Raw genomic sequence first — 18,778 nt, 5'->3', positions numbered from 1 at the left:
TTCCATTTCATTTTCTCCTTTACGCATTTAGGTACTTTATTCTACTTTTACGATACATAAAAATAGGATATGCCTAACATGTATCGCTTTGAAAGTTAATTATGTAACACTAAAAATAAGTTGCAAATTTCATGCCAATGCGTTATGCTTAGTATAAGCTAAAACTGAACCGATTTGGCATCGGATTTTTTTTGGAAGGAGATGAAAATGCGTAATATTTATGGAATAAATCGTGTCATGGAACCAAACCACGTTTTGCCTACCTCAGCATGGAGGATTAATAACGATAGAGATATATATCCAAATGAACTGCGAATTAATGTACAGAAAATTCATATAGAAAGCACCAGCTTCCGTCAAATTTGTATTGAATGCAACAATAATATGGAGAGGATAAAAGAAAGGATTCTGCATATTGTTGAAAAACGCGGTAAGCTGCATAATCCGGTGACAGATACCGGGGGAGTTATCTTTGGAACGGTCGAAGAAATCGGTGAGGAGTATGAAAATACAAAAGGGTTAAAAGTAGGGGATGAAATCATCTGCAATGCATCGCTGGCAGGGATTCCGCTGTTTTTAACGCACATTTCAAAAGTCGACATGGCATATACACAAGTGGATGCAGGCGGATATGCAATTTTATTCAATAAAGTTCCGGTGGTAAAAAAACCAGAAGATCTGCCCATTAATCTGATGCTCTATACGTTTGATGAGTCTGGAACTCTATATTCCGCTTATAAAAGTGCGAAAAATAAAAAACGCTGCCTTGTAGTAGGAAACAGCTTGCTGACCAATTTGCTCTTTGGAAGAGCAATTCGAAAATCAGCAGGTGACGATGCAGAAATTATCTGTCTTTTTGATAATAACACAGACATCGGAATAAGAGGGAAGGAACTAAAAGATATCTTGGAGAAGACCTTTTCGGAGGTTCACTATGTAAACATTTTAAAGCCAGTTGAGAGCTTGGAGAAACTGGATGTTGGATTGTTTGATGTCAGCGTAAACTGTGCGGATATACCAGGTGCAGAAACGATAAACATTTTATCGACCAAGCCGGGAGGAACCGTTTACTTTGCAAATTTGATTAACAATTACAACATTGCCTTATATATAACAGAGGCTATTTCCCGGGAAATCCAGATAAAATGTGCAGACGGATATGAAGAAGAGTACGCTGAATTTGATATTGAACTCATGCGTGATATTGCGCCGTATGTTGCAAATTCAAAGCTGGATTCTTATAAAATTGTCGATAACATAGCTTATTCGCTGCGTAAAAACAAATACGGATATGAGCAAACTGTCTATCAGAAGACTCTATTAGATGATTTTATCTGCAACAGCAGTGCGATGGCAACCGTTGTCGATGAAATTCTCAGCGTGGCAAAATATGATTGCAATGTGCTGATTACAGGAGATACTGGAGTTGGTAAGGAAAGAGTTGCAAGTTTAATTCAGAAAAACAGCAATCGAAATATGCAGCCATACATCAAAATCAACTGTGCTTCCATTGCGGATAATTTAATCGAATCCGAATTCTTCGGCTATGAAAAAGGAGCATTTACCGGTGCGAATGCCGGAGGAAAGAAAGGGTATTTTGAGTTAGGAGACAATGGAATTATTTTTTTGGATGAGGTTGGCGAATTGCCGATGGATTTGCAGGCAAAACTGCTGCGTGCAATTCAGGACGGAGAATTTTATCGAGTGGGCGGAACGGTACCGATTAAAACGAATGTCCGCATAGTTTCTGCAACAAATCGAGATTTGGAACAGTTGATTGAAGAAAAAAGATTTCGAAAAGATTTGTATTACCGTCTCAATGTGTTTCCGATTCGCGTACCGAATTTAGATGAAAGAAAAGCAGAAATTCCAAACCTTGTTCAGCATTTTTTCAGAAAATACAATGCGAAATTCGGAACAGTGCGGACGATTACGCCAGATGCTTTAGAATATTTGCAGGGCTGTAGCTGGCCTGGCAATATACGAGAATTAGAAAATGTCGTGCAAAGACTTTTGATTTCTGCTAGGAATGAAAATATTTCAGTATTTGATGTCACAAAAGAACTGCATTCCGATTTGTACAGCTCTGTTAACATTGACTTTAATCAAGAAGAGTTTGATACAAATAAAGAGTTGACACTGGACACGATGGTTAATAATTTCGAGCGGAGCATTATGCAGTTTGCTTACGAAAAATACGGATCATCAAGGAAAGCAGCAAAAGCGCTCGGTATTAGCCAAACACAATTCATTAGAAAGAAAAATAAATATAATATTTGCTTGCCGGAGCGGGAAGAATAAATATATGTTTTTATCTAAAAAAACAGTGAACCGAAAATGGATCACTGTTTTTTGGTTGTTTGAGTTGAAAATGGTTCTATATTTGGTCGCGGATACGATTTTTCAAAAAAAATGTCAAAAAAGATAGGCAAAATTGAAAATAAGCAGAAATATTTTGCAAAAAAAACGTATCTGGCGAAAAAAATAGTGGTTTTATCATTTTGGCATATTATTTGCTCTATATTTGAGTGGAAATATTTTTATGTGAGAGAATATTTTTATAGTTTACAGCGCATTATGCAAAATAATTTTTTTAAACTTTAAGGAGGATGAAAAACATGCAAAAAAAAGGATGCCCTTATGGCACACACAGAGTAATCTCCCCAAAAGGTGTTTTGCCGCAACCAGCTGAAAAGATTGACAACAATATGGAGATCTATGACAATGAAGTATTGATTAACGTTCATACTTTGAACATTGACTCAGCTTCTTTTACACAGATCGAAAGACAGGCGGAAGGAAACATCGAAGAAATCAAAAAAATTATGCTTGGCCATGTTGAAAAGCAAGGTAAACATAAGAACCCGGTAACCGGTTCTGGCGGTATGTTGATTGGTACTGTTGAGGAAATCGGCGATAATTACAAAGGTGATTTAAAAGTTGGCGATAAAATCGCTACATTAGTATCCCTTTCCTTGACCCCATTAGTAATTGATGAAATTCTTGCAGTAAGACCTGACATTGACCAAGTTGATATCAAGGGACATGCGATCTTATTCCAAAGTGGTATCTATGCAGTTCTTCCGGAAGATATGCCAGAAACATTAGCTCTCTCCGTATTAGACGTAGCAGGTGCTCCGGCTCAAGCAGCTAAGCTTGTAAAACCAGGAGACACGGTAGTCGTAATCGGCGGAGGTGGAAAATCCGGCCTTCTATGCTTGTATGAAGCAAAGAAGAGAGCTGGAATTAATGGAAATGTTATCTGTATTGGCGGATCTCCTAAATCCACAAAGAGAGCAGAAGATTTGGGTCTGGCGGATCATTATTTTGCAGCAGATGCAACCGATGCAATCACAATCTACAACAAAATTATGGAGTTGACAGATGGTGAGTTAGCTGATATTGTTATCAACTGCGTAAACATTGAGAATACAGAAATGGCATCGATCCTTGCTTGTAAGGATGACGGACTTGTATATTTCTTCTCTATGGCTACCAGCTTTACAAAAGCAGCATTGGGTGCAGAAGGCGTAGGTAAAGATGTAAACATGATTATTGGTAATGGATATTGCAAGGGACATGCAAATGTAGCTCTGCAAGTTCTTAGAGAGAGTGAACCTCTAAGAAAGCTTTTCCAAGAAATGTATGCATAGCTTTCATGAGGAAAACTAAATGATTTAGTTTTTCAATCAGGAGCGGATGGTTTCTTCGGCCTTCCGCCCTGAAAAAATAATTTAAAAAAAGCTTTGTTTTGAACGGAGCAATAAAAAGGAGATAGAAAATGGCAGAGAGAAGACATTTCAGAGACATTGAGCTTTGGAAAGATGTTACTGACGAACAGTGGAATGATTGGAAGTGGCAGGTTGCGAACAGAATTACAACCGTAGAAGATTTAAAGAAAGTAATTAATTTAACAGACGCTGAAGAAAAAGACATTACAGAAGTTGCAAATAATTTTCGTTTGGGAATCACGCCTTACTATGCATCCTTAATGGATGTGGATGATCCAAGATGCCCAGTAAGAATGCAGGCTGTACCTGTAATCGCTGAAAACCACAGAAGCGATGCGGATATGCTTGACCCTCTTCATGAGGATGAAGATTCCCCGGCTCCTGGTCTAACCCATAGATATCCGGATAGAGTTCTTCTTTTAATCACAGACCAGTGCTCTATGTATTGCAGACACTGCACAAGAAGAAGATTAGCAGGAGAAACAGACGGTGCTAGAAGCATCGAAGATATTGACAAATGTATTGAATACGTTAGAAAGACCCCTCAAGTAAGAGACGTACTTCTTTCCGGTGGAGATTGTCTATTGGTTGATGATGACGTATTGGAATACATCATTAAGAAGTTGAGAGAAATCCCTCATGTAGAGATCGTAAGATTGGGTTCTAGAACACCGGTTGTAATGCCTATGCGTATTACAGATAGCTTGGTAAATATGCTTAAGAAATACCATCCAATCTGGCTGAACACTCACTTTAACCATAAGAAGGAAATGACAGAAGAAGCAGAGACTGCAGTTGCTAAGCTGGCAGATGCAGGTATTCCTCTTGGAAACCAGTCTGTATTACTTCGCGGAGTAAATGATTGTCAGCACATCATGAGAGAATTAGTTCATGTATTGGTTAAGAATAGAGTAAGACCTTACTACATCTATCAGTGTGACCTGTCTCTGGGAATTGAGCATTTCAGAACGCCAGTTTCTAAGGGAATTGAAATCATTGAAGGACTTCGCGGCCATACTTCCGGTTACGCAGTACCTACATTTGTAGTAGATGCTCCAGGAGGCGGCGGAAAGACTCCGGTTATGCCTCAGTATGTAATTTCTCAATCTCCAGAAAAGGTAATTTTGAGAAACTATGAAGGTGTAATTACTACTTATACCGAACCGACAGAGCTTCCTAAGATTGAATGTACTTGTGATTATTGCACAGGAAAGAAACATTATGAATATGAAGGCGTTGCCGGCTTGCTGAGAGGACAGAGATTAGCAATGGAGCCGCAGGATCTTCTTCGTCATAAGAGAAATAAATAGTTCGAGAGAGCAAAATATAACAGATGGCGGGGCAGAGTGATCTGCCCCAAGCCAACTGAAACGGAGAAATGAAATGAGCTTACTGTACCAATTGCAACAGAAATATAAAACTTTATCCATTGTCGGAATGGCAAAAAATGCCGGAAAAACAACCGCTTTAAATTATTTGATTGAAGAAGCTATGGATGAAGGCATGATTTTAGGTGTCACTTCTACAGGAAGAGACGGAGAAAGCTCAGATTTGGTTACAGGTACAGAAAAGCCAAAGGTTTACTTAGATGCGGGAACGATTGTTTCAGTACCGGTGCAGCTGTATGATTTAGCAGAAACCGGGTTGGAAATTATTCGAAAGACAAAATATAGTACTTCGTTAGGAGAGCTTCTCCTTTGTCGCGTTGCCGAATCCGGTTATGTACAGATTGCAGGACCGGTAAACACCGTAGAACATAAAAAACTTTGCAAAGAAATGGAAGAGCTGGGGGCAGAATTAATTTTGATTGATGGAGCCATTGATCGAAAATCCATTGCATCACCAGAGACCTCAGATGCCATCATTTTATCAACGGGTGCGGTTTTATCCCGCAGCATGAAAAAAGTAGTTGAAGAAACGGTTCATGTCGTATCACTTTATACCATGCCGGAATTACCGCAGGGGATTGTACGCGATATCCTTTGTAAACAGTTGAATGAAAATGAAAAAGAAAGAATTACCTTAATTAGTGATAAAAATGAAATGCAGTTTCTTGATCTAAAAACCGGTCTAGGAGCCAGCAGATTTTTAGATGAAGCAATTGATGATAATACACAGTATGTTTACATACCAGGCGCTTTGACCACGAGTGTATTTGAAGACATTCATCCTGCGAAGAGAAAAAAGATTCAATTTATTTTGAAGGACCCAACGAAAATATTTATTGGTTCTTTGGCATGGCAGCAGTTGAAAAAAAGAGGGTTCCACGTCTGTGTGCTGGAAAATATCGAAGTAGCAGCTGTTACGGTGAATCCATACGCACCCTCCGGATATTCCTTTGATCATGATGAATTGAAAAAAGCAATGGAGGACGCATTGGAAGGAATCCCTGTCATTGATGTTAAGCTTGGGGGGTGTGTTTGATGAGTACGAAAGTGGCGAAACATCTAAGCAACAGTAAAACGAAAATAGAAACAGGGTTTGAAGATGTATTGCAAAATATCAATACCTTGACGCCTTTCGGTACCCGACGAGTGAAAAACATTAAGCCTTTTATGCCCGGAGATGAAGCAGATTTGCGGCATGAGTTTGACAAACTAGATTTGATGATAGATTTAGTGAAAGAGTATCCGTCGGAGATCGAACAGTTAACAGAAATTTTCATGGAGATTAAAGAAATTGCCTATACCCTAGACCGAAGCATAAAAAATGTATTATCTGTAGTAGAACTCTATGAAATAAAGACCTTTTTACTGCTTACAAAAAAAGCATTAGACATTCTTTCAAAGATTGGAAATAATATGCCGCTGGAATTTAAGCTGCAGGATACAGTGGCTTTACTGGATATTATGGATCCGGGGAAAGACCGTATTAATACCTTTTATATTTACGACCAGTTTTCAGAAAAGCTGGCTGCTTTACGAAAAGAAAAAAGAGAAATAGAGTTAGCGGTTCGGAAAGAATTAAAACAAGTACGTCGGAGACTGGAACAGGAATATAAATTTCAGATGACGCCGAAGTGTGAGCTTCTAATCCCAAAATCCAATACAACCTTAATGCAATTAGCGCGTAGTGTTTCGGACCTTGAGCAAATGGAAGAAGACTACATGACGATTACTTTTAAAGTCAAGGCAAATGATACAGTATACGCTTTACAGAAAAAGATGTCGGATCTAAACGAAGCAATTGAAGAAGAAGAGCTTATTGTTCGTACTGATTTATCTGTGAAGATTGCAAAAGAAGCTGACGCTTTAAAAAAGAATTGTGAACGCATTGGGAACTTGGATTTTACTTTGGCAAAGGCCTTTTATGCAGAGCTACATCATTGTATCCGACCTACTATTGTGTCAGAGCATGTTTTAAAAATAGAAGAAGGTCGACACCTTCTTGTAGAAAAAGTCTTAAAGAGCAAAGGAAAGCAGTATTGCCCTGTCAGCGTTTCACTGTCAGATGGAGTAAGCTGTATTACAGGTGCCAATATGGGCGGAAAGACCATTTCTTTAAAAATGATTGGTTTGGTCGCTATGATGGCGCAATATGGATTTTTTGTTCCCTGTAAGTCTGCGCAGATGGGCTTATCCAATTATATGCATATTTTGATTGGAGACAGCCAAAATGTGCAAAGAGGACTTTCCAGCTTTGGAAGTGAAATGGAAGAGCTTCGAGAAATTCTTGATAAAAGTCAGGAGAAATCTTTGCTGTTGATTGATGAAATCGCCAGCGGAACCAACCCGATAGAGGGTTTGGCATTGACTAAAAGCTTAATTCATTATTTGATGGAACACGCTTATATTACGGTTATTACAACGCATTTTGACCATGCGGCCGTAGGAGATAAGGTGCATAATATGCAGGTAAGAGGACTGGCGGATGCAGATTTTAACCGTTTGGCAAAAGAGCTTGCTCATGCAAATCGGAAAGAGCGCATTGAAATTGTCGGTCGGTATATGGATTACCGCTTATATTCTGTTAAAAATGAAGAGCAGATTCCAAGAGATGCATTAAATATTGCAAGAATACTGGGAATTTATGAGGAAATCATTGATTATGCAAGAGAAATCATGCAATCAGATAAATAATTCGTCTTATATTAATGGATAGAAAAATGTTGAAAAGGAGAAAAAAGGATGAAAAGTAAGCTAAATCTAGACCCAAAAGTGGTCGAAAGTGCAAGATCTGCCGCTGCTAAAATTGCGGAAAGTATGCAGAGTTTCATTAACAAGCATACGACAGTAACGACAGAAAGAACAATCCTGAGACTATTAGGTATTGACGGGGTGGATGATGTAGAAAGACCACTTCCAAACGTTATTGTTGATGAAATTAAGGAAGCAGGCGGCCTTTCAAGAGGTGTTGCATACTGGATTGGTAACGCGATTGTTCAGACAGGAAAAGAACCACAAGAGATTGCTGAATTAGTAGGCAAAGGCGAATTAGATTTAACAAAGCTTGAACTTTGTAAAGCAGAGGAAGCAGCGAAAGCAATTGAACCTTATGTTAACAGTTCATTAAAGAAAATTCAGGAACAGACTGCAAAGAGAAATGAATATATTGCAACCATAGGAGAGGGAAGAAGACCTTACCTTTATGTAATTGTTGCAACCGGTAATATTTATGAAGATGTAATTCAGGCACAGGCTGCTGCTCGTCAGGGTGCGGACATCATCGCTGTAATCCGTACAACGGCACAGTCTTTATTAGACTACGTTCCTTACGGTGCGACAACTGAAGGATTCGGCGGTACGTATGCAACACAAGAAAACTTCAGAATCATGAGAAAAGCACTGGATGAAGTGGGAGAAGAAGTTGGAAGATATATCCGTCTGTGTAACTACAGTTCTGGACTTTGCATGCCGGAAATCGCAGCAATGGGTGCTCTGGAGAGACTTGACGTAATGCTGAATGATGCATTATATGGTATCTTATTCCGTGACATCAATATGCAGAGAACGATTGTTGACCAGTTCTTCTCTCGTGTAATCATTGGATACTGCGGAATCATCTTTAACTCCGGTGAAGATAACTATTTGACTACAGATGATGCGATTGAATCTGCACATACAGTTCTTGCATCTCAGCTGATGAATGAGCAGTTTGCAGTACTTGCAAATATTCCGGAAGAACAGATGGGTCTTGGACATGCATTTGAAATGGATCCGGACACAGAGAATGGATTCTTATATGAATTATCTCAAGCACAGATGGCAAAAGAAATTTTCCCAAATGCTTCCCTAAAATATATGCCTCCTACTAAATTTATGACTGGTAATATTTTTAGAGGACATATTCAAGATGCATTATTTAACTTAATCGCTGTATGGACAGGACAGTCATTACAGTTATTGGGTATGCTGACAGAAGCAATTCACACTCCACATCTGCATGATAGAATGCTTTCTATCGAAAATGCAAAATATATATTCAATAATGCACGAGACCTGGGTGAGGAAATTGAATATAAGAAGGACGGCATCATTCAAAAGAGAGCGCAGAAAGTTCTTTCTGATGCAAACGAACTTTTACAGCAAATTGAAAAGGACGGCTTATTCCCAACCATTGAAGCAGGTAAATTTGCAGCGGTAAAACGTCCAATGGATGGAGGAAAAGGATTGGAAGGCGTTTGCACTAGAGATGAGCACTACTTCAATCCGTTTATCGAAAAGATGCTTGGAGGTGCGAAATAATGACAAATACAACAACAGCAGCAACAAAATTGGATTTAACGAAGATTAAGCCATATGGCGATACAATGAATGACGGTCAGGTACAAATGAGTTTTACATTACCGGTACCTGCTGGTGAAGAAGCAAATGAAGCAGCCCGTCTTCTCATGAAGCAGATGGGTTTTAGCGAACCGAGTGTAGTATATTTTAAAGATTTAGGAATTGGATATACTTACTTCGTTTGTTACGGAAAGACGACGCATACAGTTGATTACACTTCCATCAAGGTTACAAAGGTTGAAGTAGATATCATGGATCGTCTGGAATGCGAAAAATATATTGAAGAAAATATTAAGAGAACGGTAACGATGGTTGGTGCTTCAACTGGTACCGATGCACATACTGTTGGTATTGATGCAATCATGAACATGAAGGGTTTCCATGGTCACTTTGGACTTGAAAGATACCATGGTGTAAACGCAATCAACATGGGATCTCAGGTGCCTAACGAAGAATTGATTGCAAAAGCAATTGAAACAAAGGCAGATGCAATCTTAGTTTCTCAGACAGTAACACAAAAAGATGTACACATTCCGAATTTGACGCAGATGGTTGAACTTTGCGAAGCAGAAGGCATTCGTGATAAAATTGTTCTTGTTTGCGGTGGACCTAGAATTTCCCATGAATTAGCACAAGAACTTGGATATGATGCAGGTTTTGGTCCAAATACTCATGCAGAAGATGTTGCATCCTTTATTTTGACTGAGGTTGTAAGAAGAGGTTTGGTATAATTTTCAAAGAACAACTGGAAACAGTTTGTATAAAGATGTAAACTAATGGGGGCGGGTTAATTCACCTGCCCCGATTGTTATATTTTAAAGCATTGATGTTCATTGATACAATGCGTATCCGGCTTCAATGTATATCATTATAATAATGGAGGGAGAAAATATATGATTAACAAAATCAGAACTGCTGAAGAAGCAGTAGCTGGCATCAAAGATGGCGCTACGATTATGGTCGGCGGATTTTTAGGTACAGGCTCACCTGAAATTTTGATTGATGCTCTTGTGAAAAAGGGTGTAAAGCATTTGACTGTAATTGGCAATGATGGAGGACTTCCTGCAAATGAAGGAACTTCTGCAAGAGGTATCGGCAAATTATTAGAGGCAGGAATGGTTGACCATATCATCGCTTCCCATGTTGGTATGAACCCTTTGATTGGAAAAGGAATGAATGACGGAACTTTAAAGTGCACTTTAGTTCCGCAAGGTTCTTTAGCTGAAAAAATCAGAGCAGCAGGAGCTGGTCTCGGTGGTGTTTTGACTCCAACCGGTGTTGGTACAATTGTTGCAGAAGGAAAAGAGACCATCAATATTGACGGAAAAGATTATCTTTTAGAAAAACCAATAAAGGCTGATTTTGCATTGATTCGTGCATCAATTTGTGATGAATTCGGTAACTTTTCTTGTGCTAAGGCGACTAAGAATTTCAACTATGTAATGGCAATGGCTGCAGAAACTGTAATCATTGGTGCAGAAAAGCTAGTTAAGGTTGGCGAAATGGATCCGGACACCTTTACCATGTCCGGCGTTTTTGCAAAGTATATTGTTGGAGGTGAAAAACCATGGCAGATTTAAAGGCAAGAATCGCTTCTAGAACAGCGAAGGAATTTAATGACGGTGATGTAGCAAATCTTGGGATCGGTCTTCCTACTAAGGTTGCTAATTATCTTCCGGAGGGTGTGCATATTACACTTCAATCAGAGAATGGATTTACAGGTCTTTCTGGAAGTGCAGAATCAGGAAAAGAAAACGTTGACGTTATCAATTCTGGTGGGGCTTATGTAACGTATGCTCCAGAAGCTAACTTCTTTGATTCTGCAATGAGCTTTTCAATTATTCGAGGTGGACATGTTGATGCAACTGTACTTGGTGCAATGGAAGTTGACGAGCATGGAAATTTAGCAAACTGGATCGTACCCGGAAAAATGGTTGCAGGTATGGGCGGAGCTATGGATCTTGTAGTTGGAGCAAAGAAGGTTATCATTGCTATGCTTCATACACAAAAAGGAAACCATAAAATTTTGAAAGAGTGTACACTTCCTTATACGGCACTTGGTGTTGTTGACAAGATCATTACTGAAATGGGTGTTATGGAAGTAACGCCTGAAGGTATTGTATTAAAGGAATTACATCCAGACTATACATTGGATGAAATTAAGGCAGCAACTGGCTGTGAATTAATCATCAGCCCGGACTTAAAACCAATGCAAGAAGAATAATTTTTACACAAGATTAAGAAAATTTTAAAGGAGATACCTTCTATGCTAGTGTTACCTAGTGTAGGAGGTGTTTTTTATTGCACGGAATATATTTTCTGACCGATTAGATCATAAAAGAATGCCTATATTCTTTAAGAAAATCTCATTAAGAGTAACAAGAAAAGACCCTTGCGAATACCTTGTATATAGGAAAAGATATCCAATAATTAAAGGGGAGAATATAATGAAAAATTCCAGAGATTTTAATCGGAATACTTTCGATTCTTTTTGCGATGATCCATGCGCAGGTCAAGCACCTACATGTGGAGAAAGAAGACCAGTTGAAGGATATTCCTGTATTAACAGTATGAAAGAAGTTTTAGAAGCTATCATTTATGCTGTAAACCGTATAGATATCCCTGGATTTAGTGTTGCAATTGAAATTACAATGAAAAACGGTGTCATTTATACCGTTAATATTGATTCAGGCACATTATATCCAGCAAGGATCAGAGGTAATTTATTTGTTACAGAAGATATAGCAATATCGATTTGCGATATTTCCAAAATTCAAATTTTGTCTGCGCAATCCGACCCAACATTTGTAACAATATTGGAGAGGGCATTGCGGAGAATTTGTTATGACGGACCGTGCCCGCCTTGTCCGCCGTATCCACCGTGTCCACCGTGTGGACCGTCTTCCTGCCAGCAGTATTGTGGGGATCAGGTGATAACATGGGAACCACCTTATCAGGGACCACAAGAAATAGAATGCGATTCGCCTTCTGAAAAAGAAGAATGCGCAAGTGATTTACAACGTTTTATCCGAAGAAATATGGATAATATTGAAGAAGTTGCTTTTAACGGAGGATTGAATACAATAGAGTCTATTTCGGCTATCAGTAATATAACCTCTGTTGATGTAGTAGAAGATGCTTCACTTACAACAACTACAACTCCTGTTATACAAACCGCGGTTCTTTCTCAGAGCGCAGCTACTGTTGTAGATGGCGTGGTTCCAGCAGCGATAAGCGTTGTAACGGATGTAGCGCTAGTCGCTATATCTTTAGTCGCAGGAATTGGAACACTCGCAGCGCCTGTCAGCGCGCCAATTACAGTAACACCGGTTACGGTAGCAACATCTGTAAATACGGCAGATCTGCCAGATGGTGTTGTGACTGGCATCAGCGTCACCGCTCAGACAGTCGTTGAAAGTCTCACGACTACAGCTGCTACGGTAGTAAATGGATTTGGTGCACCGACATTATACGACGGTGTTGTATCGGTAGACGCAATCTCGACAATCGGCACAACGACAACCATTATACCGACTATCACGGCTGCCAGTACAGGGCTGCTACAAGTCGTCGTTCCGGCTGACGCTTTTGGTGCTGGAATCCCTGGAGCACCCGTCACCTTGGATATATTGGTAGGTGGAGCTACTGTTACACTTGGAACACCTTCTACAGTGTATACGCTGCCAACTGATGTAAGTCTTTTAGCAGGTGCGACTACAGCTACTTTGGTAGCCTTTACAGTTCTGGGAGCACCGACTGCGACATCAGTTATTGAAACAGTGGTTGAAAATCCAATTGGTGTAGCTGGTGCACTTACAACGACAACGTATCAGGGAGACTTGATTGAAAGCGCAAATCTCGCACCGATAAATGAAGTGGCAGTTCAGCCGGCATCGGTTACAGCTTTGACCGGAATTGGTCTGGTTACTGAACTTGTTAATGTTGTGGAAGATGTAGTTGATACTCCTGCAAGCAGTCTGTTTACAACAACAACTGAGAGTGTAGTGGGTGCAGCAGCACTGAATACAACGACAACAAATGTCGTAAACAGTGCTAGCCTAATTACTACAGATGTAAGTGTTGTAGAATCAGTCGATGCAGAAACGATTAGCGTACTTTCACCGACTGAAGAACCGATTGCCGGAACGGTAACACAGGCTTGTGACGGGATTATGACGGTTGAGAATACTAATGGTAATATTACTGTTTATTCTATTTGTGAGATCAATTCTGTTACTGTAGACTAGGTAAAGATAAGATAGAAATAATATGGACCGCTGCAAGTCAGCGGTCCGTTTTATTGTGCATAAAATAATTGGAAAGTATAAAAGTAGAATAAATTGAAATAGTTACATTTTTCTACAATTGTTGTGCTTGACAAGCTTTTTTTTTTCAGGATAGAATATTTTAAAGCAATAAATAAATGGAGTAGTCTTGTTGGCTTCAGGATAAAATTAGATTTCGTTGAAAGGATTGCATATGAATGCGCAACCTATCTGTTTAAATGAACAAGTGAAGCAAAAAGTCTTCAATTTTTTTGAAGCTTATTATTCCGGTGATCGCTTAAAAGTGTATAGTTATTTGGATACCTCCTTTCAAAGAAAAGTCCCTTTAAATTATTTTTTAATTCATCCCAGTTATGAAATAGATATGGGAAGACTTCTTTCAATCACGCAGATTGAATACAAACAAGATGATAAACTGGCGTTGGCTGAGTGCAATATAGAGATTCAAGGTAAGTTAAGAACGGTTGTATTGGATTTAAAATATGATTTTGGTGGTTGGAAATTGGAAGGAGAAAGTGTTTTTAGGGCATAGATTCTTTTTCAAAAGAAAAAAGAATCAAGCAATGACTTGGAAAAGGCAGCTAGAATGATTGCTTAAAAAGGATTGGTTTTTAGCAGTGAATGAATGCTGCTTAAAATACAATATTTTAAGGAGGAAATCATCTATGTTTAAAAGAAAGCTGGCACGCATTGTTGTGGTTGCTATAGTCTTAGCATTGTTTGTTCCGACAACGTATGCGACAGACTTAAGTGCAAGCAGTTCATGGGATGCAGGAGCACTGTTTCTTGATGCGGAAAATCAAATTGCAGCGGCGGATTTGAGGAAAACAGGAAGCGAAGAAAGCTTACTTTCGAAAGCTGTAGCATTACCGGAGATTGACTATACTACGGGATCAGCAATGTATCTGCATTTAAAAACGCTGTCGGAGGATATTGGATCGAGAATCGCAGGCAGCGATTCGGAAAACCAGGCGAGGGATTATATTATTTCCGCATTCGATTCTTTTGGCTATACAACGACAGCACAAGCATTTGTGTATACGCGCAAAGGAACGAGCTATGAATCAACAAATGTCATTGCAACTAAACCGGGAAAGTCAGAAAAGCAAATTATTGTTGGAGCACATTACGATTCAGTAAATACAAATGGAGCCAGTGACAACGCTTCCGGTGTTGCGGTTATGCTGGGAGCGGCAGAAGCGATTAAAGAAATCGACACGCAGCATACGATAAAATTTATTGCCTTTGGAGCAGAAGAAGTCGGACTAAAGGGTTCTACCTATTATGCATCACAGATGACAGAAGCGGAAAAGGCAAAAACTGTTGGCATGATCAATTTAGACACGGTATTGGTCGGCGACAAAATGTATGTTTATGGCAATGCGGGAGAAAAGGGCTGGTTTCGTGATCAGACCTTAGAACTGGCAAAACAGTTAGATCTGGATGTCATTACGCAGGAAGGGCTGAATCCAGATTACCCGCGAGGAACAACGGGAGATTGGAGTGATCATGCCCCATTTGATCAATTGGGATTTCCTTGGATTTATTTTGAAAGTACAAACTGGGACTTGAAGGATGAAGAAGGCAATTATTCATCTGGTGAGAATGAAACGGAAGAATTTGGTGAAATTATGCATACAGAGAGAGATAATCTCAAATTTATGCATGAAAACCTGTCTGGGCGAATTGAAAATAGACTGTATACTTATACCACATTACTTTCCCATTTGCTTTTAAAGGTAAACCCTCCGATTTCCATTCATGCAGATACAAACTTGCTATCCATGACAGAAGCGAGGGATGTGGAGATTACTTTTGATTTGGGTTATATTCCTGAATTAAAGCATTTAAAATGGACATTAGGAGGAAAAGATTTTAAAGAATGGAAATCTTTTCAAAACAAGACCGGAACGTTTTCAGGGGATCCATTCATTCGATTTTCTAAAGTACCGTATATAGAAAATGGAATAGTCAAAGCTGTGATTCGATGCGAGCTGCCTTTTGGAACAGATAATCTTCAAGGAAGACCGTATCCAAGAAGAGTGTATCCAAAGCTGATTGGTGAGTATCCATTGACAGTTGTCGATGAAGAGACGCTTGCAGAGGCAGCGACATCGTTTAAATTAAATGCATATGATTCTTACCATACACAGGAAGAAATTTTGCCGGCCATCAACGAAATCATTGAAAGAGCAAAGGCTGATCGTTACATTGAATATGCACCAATGGGTAAATCTGCACAAGGCAGAGAGATTCCATTTGTCATGTATGCAAGAGATAAGGGTAGCTTGGATACCTATTTGAACCAGACCTTACCAAAGATGCTGAAGGAGCCGGCTGCTTTTATCAAAAGCATTGAAGATGGAACGGCGGGTGTCTATAAGCCGGCAATTTGGTTTAATAACATCCATTCAGATGAATCAAATGGAATGGATGCACAGATGGATATACTGAAAAAGTTAGCAACACAGGACACGATAACCTTTGACAGAGGAAAGAAGGATAGCAGTGAGGTAGAAACGGTAACGTTAGACGTTCAGGAACTGCTCGATAACTATATCCTACTGTTTAATTTGAGCAACAATCCGGATGGAAGATACTTAAACAGCAGAGAAACCGCTTCGGGCTTTGATCCAAATCGAGATGTGACGTATCAGACACAGGTAGAAACTGCAAATGTATTTCAGGGCCTTGCTAAATGGTCTCCAATGATATTTAATGATTTTCATGGTTATGTTTCGGATTTTTTAATTGAACCATGTACACCGCCGCATGATCCGAATTTTGAATATGATTTATTAATGGACAATGCGATTGATCACGCACATGCGTTAGGGAAAGCTGGCATTGCAAATACAGATTATGATGGTTATATCATTCCAATGATTGATTATGAAGATGGATGGGATGACGCTGCTCCAATGTATGCTGCGGTTTTAAGCCTGATGCATGGAGCTTTGGGCCATACCATTGAAGTTCCAGAATTGAATCAAGAATCAAACGATGCCTTTCTATATGCAGGTCTTGGCTCATTAAAATATGCATTGGAAAAGAAAGAAGACCTCTTTAAGAATCAACTGGAGATTTACAGAAGAGGCGTGGAGGGTGTTGATAGTCGTAAAGTAGATCCGTGGTTGATTAATGCAAAAGGAGAATCAATTGGGAGACAGAGAGGGGCGAATGAAAACTTCTTCCCGCAATACTATGTTTTGCCTGTAAGCGGCAAATTACAGAAAAATGCACTCTCTGCTTATGAGATGGCAGATTTTCTAATAAAAAACGGAGTTGAAGTGAAAAGAACAAACACAGAAGTAACCGTAGGAGGTGTAATTTATCCAAGCGGAAGCTATCTGATTGATATGCATCAGGCAAAGCGAGGTTTTGCGAACTGCGTTTTATATGACGGATCAGATTTTTCGGATTTTGCCGATATGTATGCAGAGGTGACAATGTGCTTCCCTGCATTGAGAGGCTTTGATAAATATGAGGTTCGGCTTGCAGATGTGTTTAAAGGCAAAGCAGATGCAGTCGCAGCGGTGGAAATCCCAAGCACGGAAATTCCATCTTCAGTAGTTGTGATTAAAAATACGAATAATGATGCAATCAGAGCAGTGAATGAGCTGTTGTTAAACGGTAAAACCGTATCTATGACATATTCGTCTCAAAACGGCTATAACAAAGGAGATTTTGTAGTAGAAGGAAGTTTGCTTGAGGCGATAAAGGATAAATATTTCTTAGAACTAATCCCGTATACAGGGAAGGCATCTTTAAAGAAATTGCAAAGACCAAAGGTAAGTGCAGCCGGAAAAGAACTGACTTATGTGTTAGAAGAATTAGGGTTTGAGCTGGAAGAATCCTATGAAGATGCAGATATAATTGTGGATGAAAGCGGAATATTGACTGAAAAAGTTAAGAATCAAATTCAGTCAGGCACGCCGTATATTGGTGTTGGAGGAGCGGCGATCGGTGCATTTGAAAACAGCGGATTGCTTTCTGGTCTAGTGCGCGGGAGAAATGGGTATTCCTATGAGGGCGTTTTAAAAGCAGATCTGAATCTAGACAGTGTAATTACAGGGAGGTACCAGAAAAGTGATATTCTTTACAACAAGTCAGCGTCATGGATTGAGAGTGTACCGGTGACATCAAAGGTATTAGCGAGCATCAGCGATCAAGATGATTTCTATCTTGCTGGATGGTGGCCGGGGCACGATGAGGCAAAAGGGAAAGCCTATATCATTCAAGACAAAGTGGGCGATGCTGCAATCACACTCTTTGCCAACGATATTGTAAACAGAGCACATCCGACCCACCAATTCAGAATGCTGGCAAATGCGATATATGACAGCATGCCCGGAACCGTTACCACTCCGAAAAAAAGCAGGAACAAAGGTAAGAGCGCGGTAAAAGAGAAAACAGAAAAAGCGGATAACGTGAATGAAGCAGAGAAAGAAGTAGAATCGAAAACGGCACCAAGCGATATTAATAGGCATTGGGCGCAAGAAAGCATTCAAAGATTGCTTCAAATAGGAGCGGTCAGCGCTTATCCGGATAAGACCTTTAAACCAGATAAAAATATTACAAGAGCGGAATTGGCTACGATTTTAGTCAAAGCATTTAAAATAGAGCTTAAGACAAATAAAACATTTAGCGATACGAAAAATCATTGGGCAAAGGATTATATTTCCGCAGCAGAGGCATTTGGCATTGCTGCTGGATACGATGGAGACCATTTCGGACCGAATGATGCGGTTACAAGAGAACAGATGACAGTGATGATAGTAAAAGCAATGCAGTTGAATCCGCAGATGGCACAAATGGTATTTGGAGATCAGAATGCCATATCGGATTGGGCAAAAGATTACATTTCAACAGCGAAAAATGCCAACCTGATTTCAGGGTATTCAGATGGCTCTTTTCGGCCAAAAGCAAATGCGACAAGAGGAGAAGCGGCAAGTATTATTGTGAATGCGTTAAAGGATAGTAACAATTAAGTTTGCATAAATAAAAAGGTGCAGCTACAATGCGCCGTGCCAATAAG

Annotated in this window: 12 protein-coding genes; all 12 read left to right on the top strand. The window is 39.6% G+C overall.

What is annotated here, in order from left to right; all coding sequences use genetic code 11:
- The first annotated feature begins 207 nt into the window (after positions 1–207).
- Complete coding sequence (locus U5921_RS05340) at positions 208–2,301, top strand: sigma-54 dependent transcriptional regulator (RefSeq protein ID WP_324825434.1); 2,094 nt, start codon at positions 208–210, stop codon at positions 2,299–2,301.
- 317 nt (positions 2,302–2,618) lie between these two features.
- On the top strand, positions 2,619–3,653 hold the full coding sequence (locus tag U5921_RS05335; protein ID WP_324825433.1) for a zinc-binding dehydrogenase: 1,035 nt from the start codon (positions 2,619–2,621) through the stop codon (positions 3,651–3,653).
- A gap of 128 nt (positions 3,654–3,781) precedes the next feature.
- Positions 3,782–5,041 (top strand): lysine 2,3-aminomutase, encoded by a 1,260-nt coding sequence (gene ablA / locus U5921_RS05330; protein ID WP_324825432.1) that lies wholly within the window; start codon positions 3,782–3,784, stop codon positions 5,039–5,041.
- A gap of 73 nt (positions 5,042–5,114) precedes the next feature.
- Entirely contained in the window at positions 5,115–6,155 is a 1,041-nt protein-coding gene (locus U5921_RS05325; RefSeq protein WP_324825431.1) for a hypothetical protein, read from the top strand.
- Positions 6,155–7,810 (top strand): MutS-related protein, encoded by a 1,656-nt coding sequence (locus U5921_RS05320; RefSeq protein ID WP_324825430.1) that lies wholly within the window; start codon positions 6,155–6,157, stop codon positions 7,808–7,810. Before U5921_RS05325 ends, U5921_RS05320 begins: the two co-directional genes overlap by 1 nt.
- Before the next feature lie 48 nt (positions 7,811–7,858).
- The gene (locus U5921_RS05315) at positions 7,859–9,415 is read left to right on the top strand and encodes a lysine 5,6-aminomutase subunit alpha (RefSeq protein WP_324825429.1); all 1,557 of its coding nucleotides are present in this window, start codon (positions 7,859–7,861) and stop codon (positions 9,413–9,415) included.
- Positions 9,415–10,185, top strand: coding sequence for an OAM dimerization domain-containing protein (locus U5921_RS05310; RefSeq protein WP_324825428.1), 771 nt, complete (start codon positions 9,415–9,417; stop codon positions 10,183–10,185). Before U5921_RS05315 ends, U5921_RS05310 begins: the two co-directional genes overlap by 1 nt.
- A 162-nt stretch (positions 10,186–10,347) precedes the next feature.
- Positions 10,348–11,034 carry a CoA transferase subunit A gene (locus U5921_RS05305; RefSeq protein WP_324825427.1) on the top strand — a complete coding sequence of 229 codons (687 nt, stop codon included), beginning with the start codon at positions 10,348–10,350 and terminating at the stop codon, positions 11,032–11,034.
- On the top strand, positions 11,022–11,678 hold the full coding sequence (locus tag U5921_RS05300) for a 3-oxoacid CoA-transferase subunit B (RefSeq protein ID WP_324825426.1): 657 nt from the start codon (positions 11,022–11,024) through the stop codon (positions 11,676–11,678). Before U5921_RS05305 ends, U5921_RS05300 begins: the two co-directional genes overlap by 13 nt.
- A 223-nt stretch (positions 11,679–11,901) precedes the next feature.
- Positions 11,902–13,701, top strand: a complete 1,800-nt coding sequence (locus tag U5921_RS05295) for a hypothetical protein (RefSeq protein WP_324825425.1) — start codon at positions 11,902–11,904, stop codon at positions 13,699–13,701.
- 232 nt (positions 13,702–13,933) lie between these two features.
- A complete protein-coding gene (locus tag U5921_RS05290; RefSeq protein ID WP_324825424.1) occupies positions 13,934–14,272 on the top strand; it encodes a hypothetical protein in 339 nt (112 codons plus the stop codon).
- A gap of 133 nt (positions 14,273–14,405) precedes the next feature.
- On the top strand, positions 14,406–18,731 hold the full coding sequence (locus U5921_RS05285) for a M20/M25/M40 family metallo-hydrolase (RefSeq protein WP_324825423.1): 4,326 nt from the start codon (positions 14,406–14,408) through the stop codon (positions 18,729–18,731).
- Positions 18,732–18,778 lie beyond the last annotated feature (47 nt).

This window comes from Sinanaerobacter sp. ZZT-01 (genome assembly GCF_035621135.1).
Lineage (GTDB): Bacteria > Bacillota > Clostridia > Peptostreptococcales > Anaerovoracaceae > IOR16.
This window is presented reverse-complemented; position numbering and strand designations above follow the sequence as displayed.